This window comes from Sinomonas sp. P47F7, from assembly GCF_049332655.1.
Classification (GTDB): domain Bacteria; phylum Actinomycetota; class Actinomycetes; order Actinomycetales; family Micrococcaceae; genus Sinomonas.
On the sequence record NZ_CP186327.1, the window covers coordinates 729,330 to 747,168 of the forward strand.

Genomic DNA, 17,839 nt, shown 5'->3' on the forward strand with positions numbered 1-17,839 from the left:
TGCGCCCAGCCATGTCTCTCAGCGATCTCCGCCGTCGCGTCCGGATCACGCTCGCCGCCCTCGCGGCGGCCGTCCTCGTCACGACGGGGGCGATCGCCGCCGTCGCCACTACCCAGAACCCACCCAGCACGGCTCAGCAGGAGCAGGGGATGACCCCCGGGGCCCCGCTTGCCGAGCCCGCCGTCGCGGACGCCGACCAGGCGGAGCTCACTCTTGACGCGACCAAGGCCCGCGTCTCCGTCTCCGGGAAGGAGATCTGGGGCCAGGTGTACAACGGCTCGCTCGTCGCCCCGACCCTGCATCTCGAGCCGGGGAAGGCCGCCACCATCACCCTCCACAACCGGCTGCCCGTCGCGACCAACCTGCACTTCCATGGCCTCCACACCTCGCCCGAGGGGAGCTCGGACAACCCGTTCGTGTGCGTCCCGCCGGGAGCTTCGTACACATACCGGCTCACGATCCCCAGTGACCACCAGCAGGGGACCTTCTGGTACCACAGCCACGCGATGGGTACCTCGTGCCCGGCTCCGTCTGGAACCGGCGGCGACGGGCACACCCACTCGATGTCCTCGGCGCCCTTCACCCCGGGTGATGTTGAGAACCAGATTTTCGCGGGCCTCTCGGGGGCGATGGTGGTCGGCGACAGCCGCAGTTCCCTTCCCGATTCGCTCCGCGATATTCCCGTCCACACGATCGCGCTCAAGGATGCGCAGGTCGATTCCGCGGGGAAGATCGTGCAGGGCACGGCTGGCGCATCGATCGACTCCAACGCCCCCACCGTGCGGCTCGTCGACGGCCAGCTCCGCCCTGCTCTGTCCATGCGCCCCGGTGAGACGCAGCTGTGGCGGCTTGCCAACATCGGCGCGGACATCTTCTACCGGCTGCAGCTCGACGGCTACACGTTCACCGTGCTCGCGGAGGACGGCAACGAATATCCTCAGGCCACGGGGGCCGCCGAGCTGCTTCTTCCGCCGGGGAAGCGCTTCGACGTGCTGGTCACCGCCCCTGCGACTCCGACCTCGACGTGGCTACGAACGCTCAGCTACAGCAACGGGCCCCAGGGCGACATGTATCCGGACACCCCGCTCATGAACGTGGACGTCTCGGGCCCCGCTTCCAGCGGCGTTCCGAGCTCCGTACCCGTGGGCACCCCGCTCCGTGGCGCTTCGCCGGACCTCAGCGGGGCCCCCGTTGCGCAACGCCGCACGCTCGCGCTCTCCGAAGATTCCTCGGGCACGGCCTTCTACATCAACGGCCGGCGGTTCTCGATGGACCAGCCCACCTTCGATCTTGCCGCGAAGCTCGGCACCGTCGAGGAGTGGACGATCTTGAACACCTCGGGGGAGGACCATCCCTTCCACATGCACACCAATGCCTTCCAGGTGCTCAGCGTCAACGGGGCTCCGCTCGCGGCCCCGCGCCGCCAGGACACCGTGGTCATCCCCCACGCCGTCAACGGCACTCCCGGCAAGGTGGTGATTCGCCAGGCTTTCACCGACTACCCCGGGAACTGGATGTTCCACTGCCACATTGCCGCCCACGAGGACAACGGAATGATGGGCTACATCCGGGTGGCTGGGGCGTAGTAGTTGCCCAGCCGTCTCGGCTAGGAGACTGCTGAACAAGCTCCCTTCGCAGGTTGGCTGGTGGCGTGATCGGTGCCGCCTTGGCCAGTCGAACGGCGGGTTTTGGTCGGCTCTGGGTGCAGCATGGGTCCGTCCCGCCTGTGCAGGGCGTCGTGGTGCCCCTGGCGTTGGGTTCGAGGCTGTCTTCTGGGGGCCTGCGGCGCGATCAGGCCAGCTGCCAGGTTCCGTTGTCGAAGCTGAGGCCGAGTGCGAGCAGTCGCCTGAGGTTCAGGGCGGCGACCCGGTGGTGGAGCCAGCTGTTGTTCTTCTCCACGCCCCGGTAGGGGACGCGGCGGTTGCCCCGGGTCAGCCACGCGATCGATCTCTCGACCATCGGCCGCTTGGCCCGATAGGTGGTCTGGAAGCCTTCCGCGGTGGCCCGCCTGCGGTGTGCGCGCTGGAGCAGGTCGTGGGGATGCACCTCGATCTTGCGACCGTCTCTGGCCGTGGTGCACTGCGATCGCAGCGGGCAGTGGGCGCAGACGGCGCCGAACACGGCCTTGCGGGTCTTGGTGAGCCGGCGGGTGTGCCCGGCCGGGCAGGTCAGGGTCCCTGCCTCGCCGTCGTGGGCGAAGTCGTCGATGGTGAACCCGCCCTCGACCGCGGGCCGCAGCGGCCACGGCTTGATAATCGGGGTCCACTTCCGCTGGTCCAGGGCGTGCAGCATCTCCCCGGACCCGTAGGCCGAGTCGCCGAGCACCTCGACGGCCTCCTGCCCGGCGATCGTCGGGTCGGCGGCGACCAGGTCCTTGCCGACGGATGCGTCGGAGTTCTCCGGGCCGTTGGCCTTGGTCAGCTTCACCGCGGTGGTCAGCCCGGTCTCCGGCTCGACCACCACATGGGCCTTGAACCCGTCCTGCCGGCGCTCCCGGGTCTTGTGCGCGTGCCGGGTCTCCGGGTCGACGGTGGAGATCATCCGGTCCGGTGCGACGCTGCGGGCGATCCGCCACCGCCCGTCGCTGCCGTCGGAGTCCTCCGCGGGCTCGACGTCCTGCCCGGCCACCAGCGCCAGCAGCGCCACCGCCTCCGCAGGCCTCCCGCCCGCGGCCTGGGCGGCATCGACGTCCAGCGCCGCGAGCAGCGCGAGCGCGTCGTTGACCAGGGCTGTGACCAGGCCGTCGCGCGCGGCCGCATCGTCCCACACGATCCGCGGCTTCCCGGCCGAGGCGTAGTCCTGCCCGGTCAGCCCGGCCAGCCGGGTGCACTCGGCGGCGATCACCGCCTCCGCGCCGGAGACCTCCCGGCCGACCCGCCGGATCGAGGCGACCAGCTGGGTGACCGTGTCCTGCCGGGCAACCGCGTCGTCCAGCACCGTGGAGTCAAGCGCCCGCCGCGTCCCCCCGCCCACCGCGCCGGTCGCGGCCACCACGTCCCGGACCGCCTCGAAGATCCGCTGCGGCCGGGCGCTGGCCGCGAGCCGGCGCCGCCAGTAGGTCAGGGTGGTCGGATGGAACGCCCGGTCCGCGACCGCGAAGCCGCAGGCGGCCTTCCACCGCAGGTCGAAGGTCACCGCCTCGGCAGCCTCGCGATCCGAAAGCCCGTTCAACGCCTGCAGCACCAGGACCGTGGCGACCACCTCGGGCGGGACCGAGGGCCGGCCCCGGCCCGAGGGAAAGAGATCCTCGAACATCTCCGCCGGGAACAGCTTCAGCCGATGCCCGGCCAGGAAGGCGAAGACGCTGCCCGGAACCAGCAGATGCCCGGCCAGCGCCTCAACGTCAAGGAACTCACGCTGTCCATCGTCGCGACCCTGCATGAAGCCAGTCTTAACCCTCCCCGGCCCGAAGCAGGGAGGCGCGCCCCGCCCGCCCGACTTCTTCAGCAGTCTCCTAGGCCCGCCGCTCGAAGGGCAGCGTCGGTTCGCGATGGGCGAGCCCCGTGAGGATGGTCGCAACAAACTCGCGCAGAGCGATGCGGAGGTCAAGGCGGAGCGCTCCGAGTTCCGGATGCGAGGCGTAGGCTGCGGCCATCCCGGGGGACGGCTGGGTGGCCGCCCAGATCCCTCCGATTCCGAGGTTTACCGCGCTCACGAGCGCGATTCCGGCGGCTTCGCTGAAGGCGCCGAGCCGAGCGCCGATGATCTCGGCGAGGGTGCGCGCGTTCGCGATCGACGCCGTCTTGTAGCGTGCGGCAACCTCGCCGGAGACGTTCTGTTCGAGCACGCCCGGCGCATTCGCGGCGAGTTCGCACAGGCGAGGTCGACGAATGAGCGTATCGGCGATCGCCAGCGCGACCGACTCGATGGTGGACGGCTCGGCGTGGGCCAGCTCGTGCCTCAGCTCCTCGAGCCACGAGCGGTATTCGCGGTCGTAGATGTCCAGCAGGAGCGCTTCGCGGGACCCTACATAACGGAGCACATTCGACTTCGCGAGTCCGGCCCGCCGGGCCAGCTCCGTGAGCGTGAGGTCGTGAACTCGAACCTCGTCGAGGAGGCCGACGGCGACCCTTTCGATCGCCTCGCGCCTCTCCTGGCGCTCGTCGTCGCTCCTGGCCCGCTGAAATTGCTTGCGCATCCCCATCCTTGTTTACAGAACATCGGTCTGTTACGGTCGGGCAACAGAACGTTGGTCTAATAATCTATCTCAGGAGCACGCATGTACCAGGTTCCGGACCAGACAGGTCGCCGAATCGTCGTGACCGGCGCCAATAGCGGCACGGGGAAGGAAGCGACAAAGCGTCTCGCCGCAGCGGGCGCGACCTTGGTGATGGCCGTGCGCTCGCTCGAGAAGGGAAACGCGGCTCGCGCCGAGATCGAGAAGGCGGTGCCGGACGCGCGCCTCGAGGTACGTCACATCGACCTCGCCGACCTGTCGAGCGTTCGCTCCTTCGCGGACGAGCTCCTTGGAACTGACCTGCCGCTCCATACCCTCGTGAACAACGCGGGCGTCATGCGCCCTCCGAAGAGGATCGAGACCGTCGACGGGTTTGAGCTGCAGTTCGGGAGCAACTTCCTCGGGCCGTTTCTCCTGACCAATCTCCTCCTGCCGCGTCTGCTCGAATCCGGCTCGGGTCGCGTTGCCACGATGTCGAGCGGGGTCGCCAATATGGCATCGATCCGCTTCGCCGACCTTCAGTGGCGCACCTCGTATCGGGGCTTCCTCGCCTACGGGCAATCCAAACTCGCAGACATGCTCATGGGCCTCCATCTAGCCCAAGTCGCGGAGGAGAACGGGTGGCCACTCGTCAGCACGATCGCCCATCCTGGCTATACCCGGACCAACCTCCAGACCGCAGGGGCGAATCTGGCCCGCCGTGCCGAGGACGCCAAGCCCGCAATCCAGTGGACGATCCTGCCGTCGCAGGGCGTCGAGCAGGGCGCGGAGCCGCTCCTCTTCGCGGCGGCCGATCCAAACGCGGAGCAGGGTGCCTACTATGGGCCGAGAAACGGTCTCACCGGTCCCACGAAGCGAGCGGCCATACCTCGCAGCGCGCGGCGCGGCCCCAACTACGCGGAAACTCTGTGGGCGGTCGCCGAGGGCCTCACCGGGGCTCCGCGCCTCGCGGACCGCGGCCAGCCCGCCCTCCGCGGGACCCTCGGCTCGGGAGTCTGACGAGGCGGACGGGCGGGGGAGCAGAGCCTCTGCCTCTGCCTCCGCTGCGCAGAGTATCGTCGGGCAAGGCGGGCCCGCGGCATTGATCCTGGCCCCGCGGCGAACGGCTGGGGCGAGAGAGGTGAGCGTGGAGTTCGGAGCCACTGCGGTGTTCGACACGGTGGATCTGGTCGGCGTCCTGACGAACGGTCTACTCGGGGGCGCGGTCGCCAGGCAGCTTCGGTTCGACCCCATCGGGTTCCTCGTGCTGGCGGTGCTTTCGGCGCTCGGGGGTGGGATGATGCGCGACACCCTGCTTCAGCACGGATTTCCGGTGGCTCTCACCAATCCCGCCTACCTTCTCATCGCCATGGTCGGGGCGGCCGTGGCCTTCGTGGTGCGCCTCGACGGGATCTGGGCGACAAGGGTCTTGCTCGTCGCCGACTCACTCTCGCTGGGTTGCTGGTCCGCAACGGGCACGGCCAAGGCGCTCGAGGTGGGCCTGGGATGGCTTCCGGCACTGCTTCTCGGCCTGCTGACCGCCGTCGGCGGCGGAATGGTGAGGGACATCGCGGTCGGACGCCTGCCGGCAATCTTCGGCGGCAATACCCTGTACGCCACCGGCGCCCTGATCGGCAGCGTAGAGATGGCCGTGCTGTATCCGCTGGGTCTGGGAACGTTGGGCTTCGCGCTGGCGATCGTGACGGGCTCGGCCGTGAGCCTCATCGCGCGCCGCCGCGGGTGGAGGCTGCCGGAGCCAGTCGAGCTGAGGCTCGGTGCGCTGCCCGGCTTGCGGTGGCCCCGCCGTCGTCCGCGCCCGCGACGGACGGACGAAAACCACAAGGGCTGACAACCTCGGTCAGCGGGCGACGGCGCTGCTTGGCCAGAGCATCGGCGGTACGCGGACGCGTGTGCCGGTGAGAGCCTCAGGCGACGGGGTGGGCGTGGCCTTGGCGACGACATGACGAAGGCCCCGAGATCGTTGGAATTCCGTGGATCTCGGGGCCTTCGTGCTGAGCGGTGGTGGAGGGATTTGAACCCTATTCGAACGCCTGTTGCCGCGCGACTTCCCCGGAATCTCGCGAATTTTGCCTCACGTCGATCACGTCGATCACGTCAATTCACGGTGCTTCACTGGGGAGTGTGCCCAAAGTGGGCCCACGTCTCCACGCCTCGGGCTCCCCTCGGGGTGCTGCAGGGGGCCGATCGGCCGATTTTGTCTAGCCCTCCCTAGACATTCTTGTCTAGAGGGGGCTAGACTTGTACAATGATGATGAAGCGGCGAGACCTGATGAAGTCGCTCAAGCGCCTCGCGAGGGATGCCCAAGTCGCATATCAGACGACCGAGGGCAGCCGTCACACTAAGGTAACCGTCGGCGACAACGTCACCTTCGTACCCCGCCACAAGGAGATCGGCGAGATTCTCGCCGAGGAGATCATGAAACAAGCCAAAGGAGGAGAGGACAAATGAAGCTCACGGCCAAGGTCCGTCGGGACGGCAAGTTCTGGTTCGTCTCCGTTCCCGAGATTCCGGGCCTCATCACTCAGGGCCGTACGGTCGCCGAGGTCCCAGACATGGTCGCAGACCAGGCCGCTATGCGTGTGGGAGGCCGAGCATCCGACTTCGAGGTAGAGGTCGAACTCGACATGCCAGGGGTGGCGCGCTTACTGCTAGACGCTAATCGGCTGTCGACTGAGGCCGACGAACTGCGAGCCAAGGCGGCGGAAGAGCGCCGCGAAGGTGCTCGGGCACTCAAGGCCGAAGGGGCGACCGTGCGAGACATCGGTGCCCTGCTGCACGTCTCGTACCAGCGGGCTGCGCAGTTGGTCGCCAACTCGCGTTGAGCCTTTAGATGCCGAAGGTCCCCGACTCCCGTGGCGGAGTCGGGGACCTTCGATTGGGGGGCCGGCCGGAGCCTGGTCAGTGTCCTCGCCGCTCGAGGATCTGAACGAGCTTTCGCAGGAGTAATTCTGTCTCGGCACGTGCCGTCGACGACGTATGTTCGCCGGCGATCGGAAACTCAATGGTGGTTTCGCCGTAGACGGCCGCGAAGGTCGTTTCTGGGGTCCATTCCTGCACCGCCTCGATGGCTGGCGGCCGGAGGGTTGCGCCCAAAATGCGCCCAAAGGCCGCTTTGTAGCAACGGCAAAGGGCCCCGGATCCGCTTGATTCAGCGGTTCCGAGGCCCTTCGTGCTGGGCGGTGGTGGAGGGATTTGAACCCCCGTTGGCTTTTACACCAAACATCATTTCGAGTGATGCACCTTCGGCCGCTCGGACACACCACCAGCAGGCAACTACTTTACCGGGAGGACGCCGGGTGTCCAAACCGGCCCCTTAGACCCCTCAACCACAGGCCAGGGCAAGCCTTGATCAGCTCCATGGCCCTTCTGTGCAGAGGAGGCCGAGACCGCGTGCAGCGGCGGCGAGCTTGGCGTCGAAGGTGGCGAGGGGTGCTTGAAGGTGGATCGCGGTGGCCAGCACGCAGGCGTCGGGCATTTTCAGGGCGTGATTGGCTCGAGTTCGCGCTAGGAGCAGCGCTTCGTTGGGCCCCAGGCTTGCCGTCTCCAGCCCGATATCCGCTAGATCATCCCGCACAGCGCCTTCCCGCCCTGATTTTGCGGGGCCGACAAGCACCTCCGCCAAGGTGAGCGTGTGAACCACGAAAGGCTCAGAGCTCGGGGCTAGAAGGTTCAGGGCGGCCGTGTGGTGGGCGTCAGTAGGCGAAAGCAACCCGATGAGGATGCCGGCGTCCAAAACGATCACTCGTTCCAACCTTCGCGGATCTCGTCGAGGTAATCCGGGCCGTAGAACTCTGCGAATTTCTCCGCAAGACCGCGAAGGCGGTCGCGGCGGTCCAGCTCGGATGCCTGTGTGCTGCCTTCGACCGCCCGGGCTCCTTCCTCGATCAGGTGTACGAGGAGGGCGCCGTTCTTCTCGCCCGGCCATCGCTTCGCCGCCACGTCGAGTGCGTGGCGGACTAAGGCAGTGTGGGTGACTTGGGTGCGAGGCAAGGACGTCGGCACCCTTGAAGTGTACCACCGCAGGTTGAGGTGACCCACTGTCATTCAGGACCCCTTCGTGTAGGCCGTGTGGGTCCACAGGTGCATGAGGGCGTAGGCCCGGAAGGGGCGCCAGGCCTCGGAGCGGGCCTCTGCCTCGCGTGCCGTGATGCCGCCGAGGGCCTTGCGCAGCACGAGGTCGCCAGGCGTGAACGCATCGCGGTCGCCGTAGCGGACGCCGAGATAGTCCACGGTCCACGGGCCCACACCGGGCACAGCGAGGAGCTCGCTCCTCGTTGGCGCACCGCGAGCGTCGAGCCAGACCGCGGCGAGGGCTTGCACGGTCCGGGCGCGCGCGGCGGTGAGGCCCACGGCACTGCGCAGCTCCTCGGCGTCGGCGCCCACGAGCGTCGCCGGCTCGGGGAAGCTCCGCAGGCCATCGAACTCGTCCCCGCCGTAGGCCGCGATGAGCCGACCCGAGAACGTGCGGCCCGCGGCGAGGGACACCTGCTGGCCGAGGACCGTGGTCACCGCCGTCTGGAAACGATCGGGGGTGCCGATCACGCGGAGGCTCGGGCGAGCCGCGAGCAGCGGGCCGAGCAGGGAGTCGGCGCTCAACGACCGGCGCATCGCCTCGAGGTCGGCGTCGAGATCAAACCAGCTCCGGACGATCTCCCCGAGGGCCAGAAGCTCAGACTCGTCTTGGGTGCCGGTGCCGGTGCCGGTGCTGATGTCGAGGTCGACGCCGAAAGCGTCGAAGCGCAGGGTGAGGGCGCGGTGCCCCCGCGGGCCCCGGACGAGCCGCGTGTGCGTCCGTTCTTCGGCGCCGGTCCGTTCGGCGCCGGGCAGAGTGTGCGCGGCGAGACTCCCGAGGATCGCCTCCGGTTCCAGGCCGCCTGGGGTCTCGAGGCGCAGGGAGGCCACCGCGGCTTCGGTCACGCCCACACGCCGGACGTGCCGCGCCGGTGGCTGTCCACGAGGTGGGTGTCGATGATCCCGACGGCCTCCATGAGCGCGAACATCGTGGTCGGGCCCACGAAGGAGAAGCCCTTCTTCCGCAGGGCCTTCGAGAGCGCCACGGATTCCGGCGACGTCGTGGGAATCTCAGAAAGCGTCTTGGGCGACGGCGTGGATTCGGGCTGGAACGACCACACGAAGTCGACGAGCCCTCCCTCATCGCGGAGCGCGATGGTCGCCTGGGCGTTGCGGATGGTCGCGCGGATCTTGGCACGGTTCCGGATGATGCCCTCGTTGATCATGAGCAGCTCGACGTCGTCCTCCGTGAGGGCGGCGACCCTGTCCGGATCGAAATCGAGGAACGCCTCGCGGAACGCCGGACGCTTACGGAGGATCGTGGACCACGAGAGCCCGGCCTGGAACCCCTCGAGGCTGATCCGCTCGAAGAGGCCCTGCTCGTCGCGCACGGGCATGCCCCATTCGGTGTCGTAGTAGTCGCGCAGGAGCGTGTCCGTGCTCGCCCACGTGGGCCGCGCGAGCCCGTCCTCCCCAATGATCGTTCCGCCTGCCAGTGGCGCCTCGCTCATTGGTGCACCATTCCTTCAGTAGTAGCCAGGTAGGTATGCGCGGGATGAGGCTTCCTGTTGAATCGCCGGCCGGTGGCTGACCGCCCCGCTCGCTCGTTCGTCGAGGACCAGCATGAGATCTGCGGCAGCCGCCGGGCCGGGAAGCCACCACCGGCGCTAGGGATATGCGGGTTGGACCGCCACGCAATGAGCATCCGGGCCGGCTTCTCGACACCGACGGTGCCAGTTCCATCATCACCGGAAGGACCAGAGACGTGTCCACACATCAGGGCCAGCTCTTCGCTGGCATCGACTGGGCCAGCAAGACCCACGCGATCTGCGTGGTCGACGATCGCGGCGCGATCAGGATCCGCTTCGAGATCCCCAACACCCGCAAGACGTTCAACGGCCTGGTCACACGACTGACCAAGCTCGGCGTCGAGGGCGTTGCGATCGAGCGCTGTGACGGCCCGCTGGTCGAAGCACTGCTCGACGCTTGCCTGCGGGTCTTCGTGATCACCCCGCGTCAGGTCAAGGGCCTGCGCACCCGCTACAGCGGATCGGGAGCCAAGTCCGACGCCGGGGATGCCTACCTCTTGGCCGACGTGCTCCGCACCGACGGCCACCGGCTCACCCCGCTGACCCAGGACGGTGACGCCACCCAGGTACTGCGTTCCCTGTCCCGCACCCGCAAGCAGCTGGTCGAGGCCCGCGTCGGACTGGTCAACCAGCTCCGCGCCGAGCTGGAGCGCTGCTTCCCCGGCGCGATCGGGCTGTTCGCCCGCCTGGACAGCGACGTGACGATCGCGTTCCTGCGCCGCTACCCGACCCAACACGCCGCCGCCCGGCTGACCCAGGCAAGGTTTGCCGCGTTCCTGCGACGCATCGCCTACTGCGGCCGCAAACCCCTCGAAGAGCTCTTCGCCCGAGTGTCCGAAGCCCCGCCCGCGGGCCTGTCCGCCGACGAAGCCGACGGCCACGCCGCGTGCGTCCTGGCCCTGCTCAAGGCCGTCGAGACCGTCCGCAACCAAGAACGCGAGCTCGAGGCCGAGATCATCGAACGCCTCCACACCCACGCCGACGCACACATCTTCACCAGCCTGCCCAAGGCCGGCCACGGCGTGCGCGCAGCAGCGCTGCTCGCCGAGATCGGAGACGTCCGCGCCCGCTTCCCCGACGAGGAATCCCTCGCCGCGCTGGCCGGTGTCGCGCCCGTGACCCGCGCATCCGGGAAGTACCACGCCGTCGGCTTTCGATGGGCCGCAGACAAGAAGCTCCGCAATGCACTCATCGACTTCGCCGACGACTCCCGCCACGTCAGCCCGTGGGCAGCGAAGGTCTACAACGACGCCATCAGCAGGGGCAAACGGCACCCCCACGCCGTGCGCATCCTCGCCCGCGCCTGGGTCCGCGTGATCTGGCGCTGCTGGCAAGACAACACCGCCTACAACCCCGAACTGCACGGAGGCGCCATGCAAATCGCCGCCTGAGGTTGACCTAGGGAATCTCATGCCCTCACGTCCTTTCCCTCGGTGATGCGTTCACTTCCGCATCGCTCAATCCTGTAACGCGCAGCGTGATGTTAATCCTGCCCTCGGCAACCCCGCAGCCCCCGGGCGCGGTGCCCGGGAGGATCTTCGTGACGCCGTGGAACGCGAGACGGGACGGGCCGCCGAACACGAACAGGTCGCCCGATTCAAGCACCACGTCTGTGTACGGGCGTCCGCGCCCCTCCGCGTTCCCGAAGCGGAACATGCAGCTCTCGCCGATTGAGAGGGAGACGACGGGCTCGAGCGAGACCTCGTCGCGATCCTGGTGCATCCCCATGCGCGCGTCGTCGTCGTAGTAGTTCACGAGCGCCGTGTCCGGGGTGTACTCGGCCGCATCCCGGCCGTGGGCCTCGGCGACCGCGAGCCGGCCCACGCGCACCATCCAGTCGGGGAACGGCAGCACCCGGCGGCCGTTCACGTCCGTGGCCTCGCGCGTGTACTTGTACGGCTGCCAGTGCCACCCGAGGCACACGGTCTTGACGGACATCTCGTGGCCGCGGACGCTCGCGCCTCGAAGGGGAACCGGCCCTGCCGCCCACTCGCGGAACCGGGCTGAGATCCAGGCCTGCTGCTCGAGGGTGAGCCAGCCAGGAACATGCACGGCTCCCGGCGCGAGTTCGCGCCGAGGCCGTGACATGAGGTCGTCGCCGACCAGCGCCGTCACGCCGCGACCGCCTCGAGCCGCAGGAGCGACGTCTTGGCCTCGATCCCGCCCACGTACCCGCCGAGGCTCCCGTCCGAGCGCAGCACGCGGTGGCACGGAACGACGACCGGAAGCGGATTCGTGGCGCACGCCGTCCCGACGGCGCGGACCGCGCGCGGATTGCCCACCGCCCGCGCGACCTCCGCGTAGCTCTCCGTGTGGCCGAATCCGATGGCCGTGAGGTGCTGGATCACGGTGCGGCGGAAGCCGTTCGAGAGGCTCAGGTCGAGCGGGAGATCGAAGCCCGTGCGCCGGCCGGCGAAATACTCCTCCACCTGACGGGCCGCCTCTCCGAGCCGCCCGGGCGATTCGAGGATGCGGGGGCTCAGGCGCTCGGCGAGCTTCTCGAGCACGGCCTCGTGGCCTTCGCGCTCGTAGGCGACCCGGACGAGGCCACGCTCGGTGGCTGCCAGGAGGAGCTTCCCGACCGGCGTCTCGACGACGCGATAGGCGACGTCCAGAAGCCCTTCGTGCGAGGCCCGCTCGGCGAGAGCGGCGTGGAGGCGGTTGAGGGCGCCCGGTTCGATAGTGATGAGTTCGGGGGACAGGGCGAGGTCGACGGGGCCGATGCCCGTGGCGTTGGAGGTCATGCGCTTTCTCCTTCGGATGAGGCGGCGGAGAGGGCCGCTCGGAGTGACTTGATGCCGTCTGTGGCCGCGCGCCGCGCCGCGGCAGGGGAGCCGCCGAGGATCGCGGCGATCTCGTTGTACGGAAGGTCGGCGAGATACCGGTACGCGATGACGCGCCGTTGCTTGTCGGGCAGACGCGCGACGCGGTCCCAGATGCCGTCTCCGGGCGCGCCGGCGGCGGGGTCTCCGAGTCCGGCCGGCGGAGCGTGGGGTGCCGCCTCGGGTGAGCCCGCCTCAGGCACCTCGGCAACCGGAAGGGGCAGCCGCCCCGTCGACCGGATGGAGTCGATGCTCTTCCGATGCGCGATGGTCACGAGCCACGCCTCCGTGTTCGCGTCTGGCGGCAGCTCCGGATACGCCCGCAGTGCGGCGAGGAACGTCTCCTGCCACACGTCCTCGGCGTCGGTGGGGCCCACGACGGCGCGACACACGCGCAGCACGGTGGCGCCGTGAAGATCGACGAGCTTTTCGAAGGGCTGTTTCATGTCCATCACTGAGTAGACGCCACGGGGACCGGAAGTGTGAGGTCGGAATCAGAACAAGCGCGCGGCCTTGGCCTCCGGCGGCTCCTCGAGCTCGAGCAGGAACCGCTTCCGGTCGAGCCCGCCCGCGTAGCCCGTGAGGCTCCCATCGCTCCCGATCACCCGGTGGCACGGGACGACGATGCTCAGCGGATTGTGGCCCACGGCCTGGCCCACGAGCTGCGACAGGCCACGCCCGCCCATCCGATCGGCGAGCGCCCCGTACGTCGTCGTCTCGCCGTAGGGGATCTCGGTGAGCAGGTGCCATACGGCGAGTTGAAAGTCGGTGCCGCGCGGCGCCGTCGTCAGCTGAAAGGTGCGGCGCCCGCCGGCGAGATACTCGCGGAGCTGCGCCGCGGCGTCGTCGAAGGTTGGATCGCCCTCAACCCGCTCGCCGAACGAGGCCTGCTTGGGCAGCGTCCAGTGCGCGGGGAAGTAGATCGCCGTGAGCGCGTCCCCCTCCGCGACGAGCGTGAGGGGCCCCAGAACCGTGTCCGCCTCGGTATGGCGCATGAAACCATTTGATCACGCGGGGCCGGCCGCGCCTGCGAGGGGCCTAGGATGCAGGGCGGTAGCGAACCGTCAGCGATGGGCCGCGAAGAACTGCCGCAGGAGCTCGGCGCATTCGTCCGCGAGGACGCCCCCGTACACCTCGGCGCGGTGGTTGAGCCGGCGCTCACGCAGGACATCGAACACGCTCCCTGCGGCGCCCGCCTTCTCGTCCCACGCGCCGAAGACGACGCGCGGGATCCGGGCCAGCACGATCGCCCCCGCGCACATCGCGCACGGCTCGAGGGTGACCACCAGCGTGCAGTCTTCGAGCCGCCAGCCGTCCCCGCCGTCGTGCGCTTGAAGAGCCGCGGCGGCCGTGCGGATGGCGATCATCTCCGCGTGCGCAGTCGGGTCGCCGAGCGCCTCACGCTCGTTGCGGCCGACGGCGATCACGTCGCCGAAGGGGCCCACGACGACAGCGCCGATGGGCACATCTCCTGTGGGGAGCGCATCCCGGGCCGCCGCAAGGGCATGGCGCATCCACGTCTCATGCTGCGGATCGGGGGCGGCCATGGCTCCATGATAGGGACGCCGCGGCGACGCCCGGGGCGTGGGCCCCGGGCGAACGACGCGGTGCGTCCGTCAGATCACCTGTGCCCACACGGCAACGGTCGCCACGATCACCCCCGACGACACCAGGAATGAGCTCCACCGTGGGTTCGGCCATTTCGCTGCCAACCACGTACCCAACAGCGCCCCAGTCGCTGCGGTGGAGTATGCGAGCAAGGAGACCATGAGCGTCTTCATGACGCCTCACCTCCTTACCGAGGATGGGGCTCAGTGTACGGCCCAAGGGTCTTAGGTCTCTATCCTCCGCGAGGATGATTGGGCGCGGACGCCCGACGCGCGGCGGGCGACCTCGGCGAGCTGCTGACGGGTCGCCGTGCCGGTCTTGCGGAGGCCGTTGGAGATGTGGCTTTCGACCGTCCGGATGCTCAGCTTGAGCAGGGCCGCGATGTCCTGATTGCTGCGCTCCTCAGCGAGGAGCGCCACTTCGGCCTCGCGTGCCGTGAGCAGAGGGGCCGCGCCGCTCGGCTCGATGGACATGAACTGGCCCTCCGTGGGGAAACGGGCCGCGAAGGCCTTTGTGACCCGCTCGAGGCTCGCGATCGCTTCCGTCGCCTCGCCGCCGAGCCGGTACCGCTGCGTCGCGCCGCGCAGGAGCATGGTGATCTGGTAGGTGTCCTCGTCCGGAACGTAGCCGTCGAGGAGCTGCGCGAGATGCGGAAGGTCGACGCCGATCACGGCGTCCGCGATCGCCAGCAGCTGGCGGTGACGGGCCACGCCGCGCTCGTCCAGGATGCCCTGGAGGCGCGCCTTGACCCGCGGCCCAGGGAGCAGGCAGAGCGTGAAAAGTCCGGTATATGTCGCCTCGAGCACGTAGCCGTGGAGGAGCTGTTCGTCGATGAGCCGGCTCGCGGCGTCGTCGAACTTCTCAGCGCTCGCTGGCTGCTTTCGGACGAGGTCGTAGACCCCCTTGCCGGTGCCCGGGAGGGCGCCGACGTCCCGTGCTGACGTGCCCGCATGCGCGCCCGGAGACGACGGATGCCGAAGCGACGAGAGGCGCACCATCGCGTTGTACAGCGACTCCACGAGGAAGCCGGGCCGGCCCAGCGCAAACGTGGTGCCCATGACGTATTCGGCCTCGTCGAACAGACCGCGGGAGAAGAGGGCGACGGCGGCCACGTAGCTCTGGGTCACGAGGCTGAACTGGTCGACGCCGAGCTGCGCGTCCCGGCGCCGCTCGAGCGAGAAGACGATCGCCTCGTCGACGCGCCCGCTCGCGAACAGCGCGAACCCGCGAATGAGCGAGTCGAAGCGGGGCAGGCTCTCGAACCCCGTCGCGGTGTCCGCGATCAGGAGCGCCTCCTCCGGGCGGAAGCGGAACAGCTCGAGGAGCCCGCGCACCGCCGGGACCACGCCGCTTGCGGGGTTCCGGTTGGTCCAGCGCGCGAACGCGTCGTCGAGGTCCGCGGGGACCCGGTGGTAGGAGGCCTCGAGGAGGAGCGCCCAGGCCTCCGCCTCGACGGCCCAGCCCGGTTCGGCCTCCGCGAACTCCGCCATGAGCAGGGTCGCGTCCTCGAGGTTCTCGGCGGTGAGGGCCACCCACAGCGCGTGCGTGATCGTGAAGAACAGGCGATCCCCGGGTTCGCTGTTCGTGGGATCGGTGTGGGCGAAGACCTCCTCGATGCGCTTCCGGTCGATGGGAGCGCCCCAATACACGCGGAGGAACGCGACGGCGTTGCACATGCTGCGGTCCGCGTCCCACGCGTCGAAGTAGAGCCGCCCGAGGTCCTCGACGCGGCTGTGGAAGTACTGGGCCGTGGCCGAGTGATTGCCGTTCATCTCGGCCCGGAGCATGGCGATCGCCGCCGAGGAATCCGCTGCCGCGGGTGGGGCGAGGTCGAACGCCGAGGCCGCGAAGGCGTCCGTGATCGCGCTCCGGAAGATCTTCCTCGTAGTGCCGATGTGGCCCTTGAGATAGTCCTCGACGACGGGAGGGAACACCGAAACGAGAAGCGCGCCTTCCTGACCCGGAACCACGGACACGAGGCCGCGGTGTTCGAGCCGGTCCAAGAGGTCGGGGCCGATCGTCGCGATGAGCCGCTCGAGGGGGCCCGGGCCGAGGAGCGCCATCGTGTTGAGCGCCCGGAACTCCTCGTCGCTGAGCCCGTCGAGGAGAGCCTCGACCGTGCTGTGGAGATGCACACTCATGAGCGTGCTGCCGTTGAGGCACCACCGGCCGTCCCGCAGCACGAGGCGCTCGCCGAGCACCGCCGTCTCGATGATGCGCACCGCGAGCCGCAGATTGCCGCCCGACGAGGCGAGGATGCGCGCCGCGACGTCCACATCGGCCGGGGCGCCGAGCATCTCCGCCACGAGGCCGTTGACTTGCTCGTAGCGCAGCGGCGGGATCGCGATCGTGGCCTGCGGCCAGCGGCCCAGGGCCGCCGTGGCCGGCGTCGAGGTGCGGAACGGCACGTCCCCGGTCGTGACGACGATCGGGACGTTCGTGCGCTTGTGCACGATATCGACCACGCTGAGCGATTCGCGGTCCAGATTGTCGACGTCGTCGAGCACGATCACCCGCGAGCCGGGCCGCGAGAGGTGCTCGGACAGGAGGTCGGAGACTCCGAGGATGCCGACGGCGCGCGAGCGCAGGTCGAGCCCGAGCGTGAGGATGCCCGCGAACGGCACGGCCTGGAGCGAGGGAACCGCGAAGACGCTGTACACGGAGGATCCGCGCTGTTCGAGCTCCTCGACAAGCCGTTTGGCGACGGTGGTCCGCCCGCTTCCGGGCGCGCCGACGATCCGCACGCCGAGGCCGCGTGCGAGGTAGCGCAGGGCGCCACCCACTTCATGGTCGAACAAGCCCGGGCCTTTCTCGCAATGACCCCCCGCCGATACTGAGGAAGAGACGGCCGGGGCACGCGCATGACGCCGGTTTCAGGTGAGGGCCCGGGAGGGCTTGATCTGGGCCGGGCCGGGGGCCCTGCCGTCACCGCCAAATGGTAGTTTGGCAGCCATGCGCACACTCGTCGTCGACCACCCGCTCGTCGCCCACAAGTTGACGGTCCTGCGGGACAAGAACACGTCCAGCCCCGTGTTCCGGCAGCTCGCCGAGGAGCTCGTGACGCTCCTGGCCTACGAGGCGACGCGGGAGGTACGCACCCAGCCCGTGACGATCGAGACCCCCATCGCCACGACCGTCGGGACCGCCTTCACGAAGCCGACGCCCCTCGTCGTGCCGATCCTGCGCGCGGGCCTCGGCATGCTCGAGGGCATGACGAAGCTCGTGCCGACGGCGGAGGTCGGCTTCCTGGGCATGGCGCGCGACGAGGAGACCTTCGACATCGTCACGTACGCCGAGCGGCTCCCCGAGGACCTCACGGGGCGGCAGGTGTTCGTGCTCGACCCCATGCTCGCGACCGGCGGGACGCTGAGCGAGGCCATCAAGTTCCTGTTCCGCCGCGGCGCGAGCGACGTCACGTGCATCTGCCTGCTCGCCGCGCCGGAGGGCCTCGCGCGGCTCGAGGCCGGGCTCGGCGACGCGAACGTCAAGATTGTCCTCGCCTCGATCGACGAGCGGCTCAACGAGAAGGCCTACATTGTGCCGGGCCTCGGCGACGCGGGCGATCGCCTCTACGGCCTCGCCAAGTAGCGCTTCACCCCACAGACGACGGCGGCGGCCCACCAGAGGAGGA

19 protein-coding genes and 1 tRNA gene are annotated in these 17,839 nt (G+C 69.0%); 7 read left to right on the plus strand and 13 right to left on the minus strand.

What is annotated here, in order from left to right; translation table 11 throughout:
- Positions 1–11 precede the first annotated feature (11 nt).
- Positions 12–1,586, plus strand: a complete 1,575-nt coding sequence (locus ACOKR1_RS03575; protein ID WP_422935394.1) for a multicopper oxidase family protein — start codon at positions 12–14, stop codon at positions 1,584–1,586.
- A 205-nt stretch (positions 1,587–1,791) separates the two neighbouring features.
- Here the strand turns inward: ACOKR1_RS03575 and ACOKR1_RS03580 are convergent, their stop codons facing one another.
- Both ACOKR1_RS03580 and ACOKR1_RS03585 read right to left on the minus strand, forming a co-directional pair.
- Positions 1,792–3,381 carry an IS1182 family transposase gene (locus ACOKR1_RS03580; RefSeq protein WP_422933071.1) on the minus strand — a complete coding sequence of 530 codons (1,590 nt, stop codon included), beginning with the start codon at positions 3,379–3,381 and terminating at the stop codon, positions 1,792–1,794.
- A gap of 73 nt (positions 3,382–3,454) precedes the next feature.
- The gene (locus ACOKR1_RS03585) at positions 3,455–4,138 is read right to left on the minus strand and encodes a TetR/AcrR family transcriptional regulator (protein WP_422935395.1); all 684 of its coding nucleotides are present in this window, start codon (positions 4,136–4,138) and stop codon (positions 3,455–3,457) included.
- Between the two features lie 81 nt (positions 4,139–4,219).
- Here ACOKR1_RS03585 and ACOKR1_RS03590 point away from each other — a divergent pair, with 81 nt between their 5' ends.
- The 4 genes from ACOKR1_RS03590 to ACOKR1_RS03605 all read left to right on the plus strand — a co-directional run bounded on the left by ACOKR1_RS03590 (position 4,220) and on the right by ACOKR1_RS03605 (position 7,000).
- The gene (locus ACOKR1_RS03590; protein ID WP_422935396.1) at positions 4,220–5,176 is read left to right on the plus strand and encodes an SDR family oxidoreductase; all 957 of its coding nucleotides are present in this window, start codon (positions 4,220–4,222) and stop codon (positions 5,174–5,176) included.
- A 121-nt stretch (positions 5,177–5,297) separates the two neighbouring features.
- On the plus strand, positions 5,298–6,005 hold the full coding sequence (locus ACOKR1_RS03595) for a trimeric intracellular cation channel family protein (protein ID WP_422935397.1): 708 nt from the start codon (positions 5,298–5,300) through the stop codon (positions 6,003–6,005).
- 417 nt (positions 6,006–6,422) lie between these two features.
- Positions 6,423–6,626, plus strand: coding sequence for a hypothetical protein (locus tag ACOKR1_RS03600; RefSeq protein ID WP_422935398.1), 204 nt, complete (start codon positions 6,423–6,425; stop codon positions 6,624–6,626).
- The gene (locus ACOKR1_RS03605; RefSeq protein ID WP_422935399.1) at positions 6,623–7,000 is read left to right on the plus strand and encodes a type II toxin-antitoxin system HicB family antitoxin; all 378 of its coding nucleotides are present in this window, start codon (positions 6,623–6,625) and stop codon (positions 6,998–7,000) included. Before ACOKR1_RS03600 ends, ACOKR1_RS03605 begins: the two co-directional genes overlap by 4 nt.
- 355 nt (positions 7,001–7,355) lie before the next feature.
- Here ACOKR1_RS03605 and ACOKR1_RS03610 read toward each other — a convergent pair.
- The 5 genes from ACOKR1_RS03610 to ACOKR1_RS03630 form a co-directional block, all read right to left on the minus strand.
- Positions 7,356–7,442: transfer RNA gene (locus tag ACOKR1_RS03610), tRNA-Ser, on the minus strand.
- A gap of 85 nt (positions 7,443–7,527) precedes the next feature.
- A complete protein-coding gene (locus ACOKR1_RS03615) occupies positions 7,528–7,920 on the minus strand; it encodes a type II toxin-antitoxin system VapC family toxin (RefSeq protein ID WP_422935400.1) in 393 nt (130 codons plus the stop codon).
- Positions 7,917–8,180, minus strand: coding sequence for a hypothetical protein (locus ACOKR1_RS03620; RefSeq protein WP_422935401.1), 264 nt, complete (start codon positions 8,178–8,180; stop codon positions 7,917–7,919). Before ACOKR1_RS03620 ends, ACOKR1_RS03615 begins: the two co-directional genes overlap by 4 nt.
- Positions 8,181–8,222: 42 nt before the next feature.
- A complete protein-coding gene (locus ACOKR1_RS03625) occupies positions 8,223–9,095 on the minus strand; it encodes a DNA-3-methyladenine glycosylase family protein (RefSeq protein WP_422935402.1) in 873 nt (290 codons plus the stop codon).
- Positions 9,092–9,700 (minus strand): DNA-3-methyladenine glycosylase I, encoded by a 609-nt coding sequence (locus tag ACOKR1_RS03630; protein ID WP_422935403.1) that lies wholly within the window; start codon positions 9,698–9,700, stop codon positions 9,092–9,094. The genes ACOKR1_RS03625 and ACOKR1_RS03630 overlap by 4 nt, the downstream gene beginning before the upstream one ends.
- A 254-nt stretch (positions 9,701–9,954) precedes the next feature.
- Between ACOKR1_RS03630 and ACOKR1_RS03635 the strand changes: the two genes are divergently transcribed.
- Positions 9,955–11,169, plus strand: coding sequence for an IS110 family transposase (locus ACOKR1_RS03635; protein ID WP_422934441.1), 1,215 nt, complete (start codon positions 9,955–9,957; stop codon positions 11,167–11,169).
- A 25-nt stretch (positions 11,170–11,194) separates the two neighbouring features.
- On the opposite strand, the gene ACOKR1_RS03640 is transcribed toward ACOKR1_RS03635, so the two are convergent.
- The 6 genes from ACOKR1_RS03640 to ACOKR1_RS03665 all read right to left on the minus strand — a co-directional run bounded on the left by ACOKR1_RS03640 (position 11,195) and on the right by ACOKR1_RS03665 (position 17,006).
- Positions 11,195–11,866 (minus strand): alpha-ketoglutarate-dependent dioxygenase AlkB family protein, encoded by a 672-nt coding sequence (locus ACOKR1_RS03640; RefSeq protein WP_422936545.1) that lies wholly within the window; start codon positions 11,864–11,866, stop codon positions 11,195–11,197.
- Positions 11,867–11,889: 23 nt separating this feature from the next.
- Entirely contained in the window at positions 11,890–12,522 is a 633-nt protein-coding gene (locus ACOKR1_RS03645; RefSeq protein WP_422935404.1) for a methylated-DNA--[protein]-cysteine S-methyltransferase, read from the minus strand.
- The gene (locus tag ACOKR1_RS03650) at positions 12,519–13,052 is read right to left on the minus strand and encodes an RNA polymerase sigma factor (RefSeq protein ID WP_422935405.1); all 534 of its coding nucleotides are present in this window, start codon (positions 13,050–13,052) and stop codon (positions 12,519–12,521) included. The genes ACOKR1_RS03645 and ACOKR1_RS03650 overlap by 4 nt, the downstream gene beginning before the upstream one ends.
- Positions 13,053–13,094: 42 nt before the next feature.
- A complete protein-coding gene (locus tag ACOKR1_RS03655; RefSeq protein WP_422935406.1) occupies positions 13,095–13,595 on the minus strand; it encodes a methylated-DNA--[protein]-cysteine S-methyltransferase in 501 nt (166 codons plus the stop codon).
- A gap of 69 nt (positions 13,596–13,664) precedes the next feature.
- Complete coding sequence (gene tadA, locus ACOKR1_RS03660; RefSeq protein ID WP_422935407.1) at positions 13,665–14,147, minus strand: tRNA adenosine(34) deaminase TadA; 483 nt, start codon at positions 14,145–14,147, stop codon at positions 13,665–13,667.
- A 285-nt stretch (positions 14,148–14,432) separates the two neighbouring features.
- A complete protein-coding gene (locus ACOKR1_RS03665) occupies positions 14,433–17,006 on the minus strand; it encodes a LuxR C-terminal-related transcriptional regulator (protein WP_422935408.1) in 2,574 nt (857 codons plus the stop codon).
- 154 nt (positions 17,007–17,160) lie between these two features.
- Between ACOKR1_RS03665 and upp the strand changes: the two genes are divergently transcribed.
- Entirely contained in the window at positions 17,161–17,796 is a 636-nt protein-coding gene (gene upp, locus ACOKR1_RS03670; protein WP_422935409.1) for a uracil phosphoribosyltransferase, read from the plus strand.
- Positions 17,797–17,839: the final 43 nt, after the last annotated feature.

Bases quoted from the DNA above. Each gene is read 5' to 3' on its own strand.
- tadA (WP_422935407.1), bottom strand. From the start codon at position 14,147: ATGGCCGCCCCCGATCCGCAGCATGAGACGTGGATGCGCCATGCCCTT.
- ACOKR1_RS03640 (WP_422936545.1), bottom strand. From the start codon at position 11,866: ATGTCACGGCCTCGGCGCGAACTCGCGCCGGGAGCCGTGCATGTTCCT.
- ACOKR1_RS03585 (WP_422935395.1), bottom strand. From the start codon at position 4,138: ATGCGCAAGCAATTTCAGCGGGCCAGGAGCGACGACGAGCGCCAGGAG.
- ACOKR1_RS03580 (WP_422933071.1), bottom strand. From the start codon at position 3,381: ATGCAGGGTCGCGACGATGGACAGCGTGAGTTCCTTGACGTTGAGGCG.
- ACOKR1_RS03590 (WP_422935396.1), top strand. From the start codon at position 4,220: ATGTACCAGGTTCCGGACCAGACAGGTCGCCGAATCGTCGTGACCGGC.
- ACOKR1_RS03630 (WP_422935403.1), bottom strand. From the start codon at position 9,700: ATGAGCGAGGCGCCACTGGCAGGCGGAACGATCATTGGGGAGGACGGG.
- ACOKR1_RS03575 (WP_422935394.1), top strand. From the start codon at position 12: ATGTCTCTCAGCGATCTCCGCCGTCGCGTCCGGATCACGCTCGCCGCC.
- upp (WP_422935409.1), top strand. From the start codon at position 17,161: ATGCGCACACTCGTCGTCGACCACCCGCTCGTCGCCCACAAGTTGACG.
- ACOKR1_RS03645 (WP_422935404.1), bottom strand. From the start codon at position 12,522: ATGACCTCCAACGCCACGGGCATCGGCCCCGTCGACCTCGCCCTGTCC.
- ACOKR1_RS03605 (WP_422935399.1), top strand. From the start codon at position 6,623: ATGAAGCTCACGGCCAAGGTCCGTCGGGACGGCAAGTTCTGGTTCGTC.
- ACOKR1_RS03600 (WP_422935398.1), top strand. From the start codon at position 6,423: ATGATGATGAAGCGGCGAGACCTGATGAAGTCGCTCAAGCGCCTCGCG.
- ACOKR1_RS03650 (WP_422935405.1), bottom strand. From the start codon at position 13,052: ATGGACATGAAACAGCCCTTCGAAAAGCTCGTCGATCTTCACGGCGCC.
- ACOKR1_RS03655 (WP_422935406.1), bottom strand. From the start codon at position 13,595: ATGCGCCATACCGAGGCGGACACGGTTCTGGGGCCCCTCACGCTCGTC.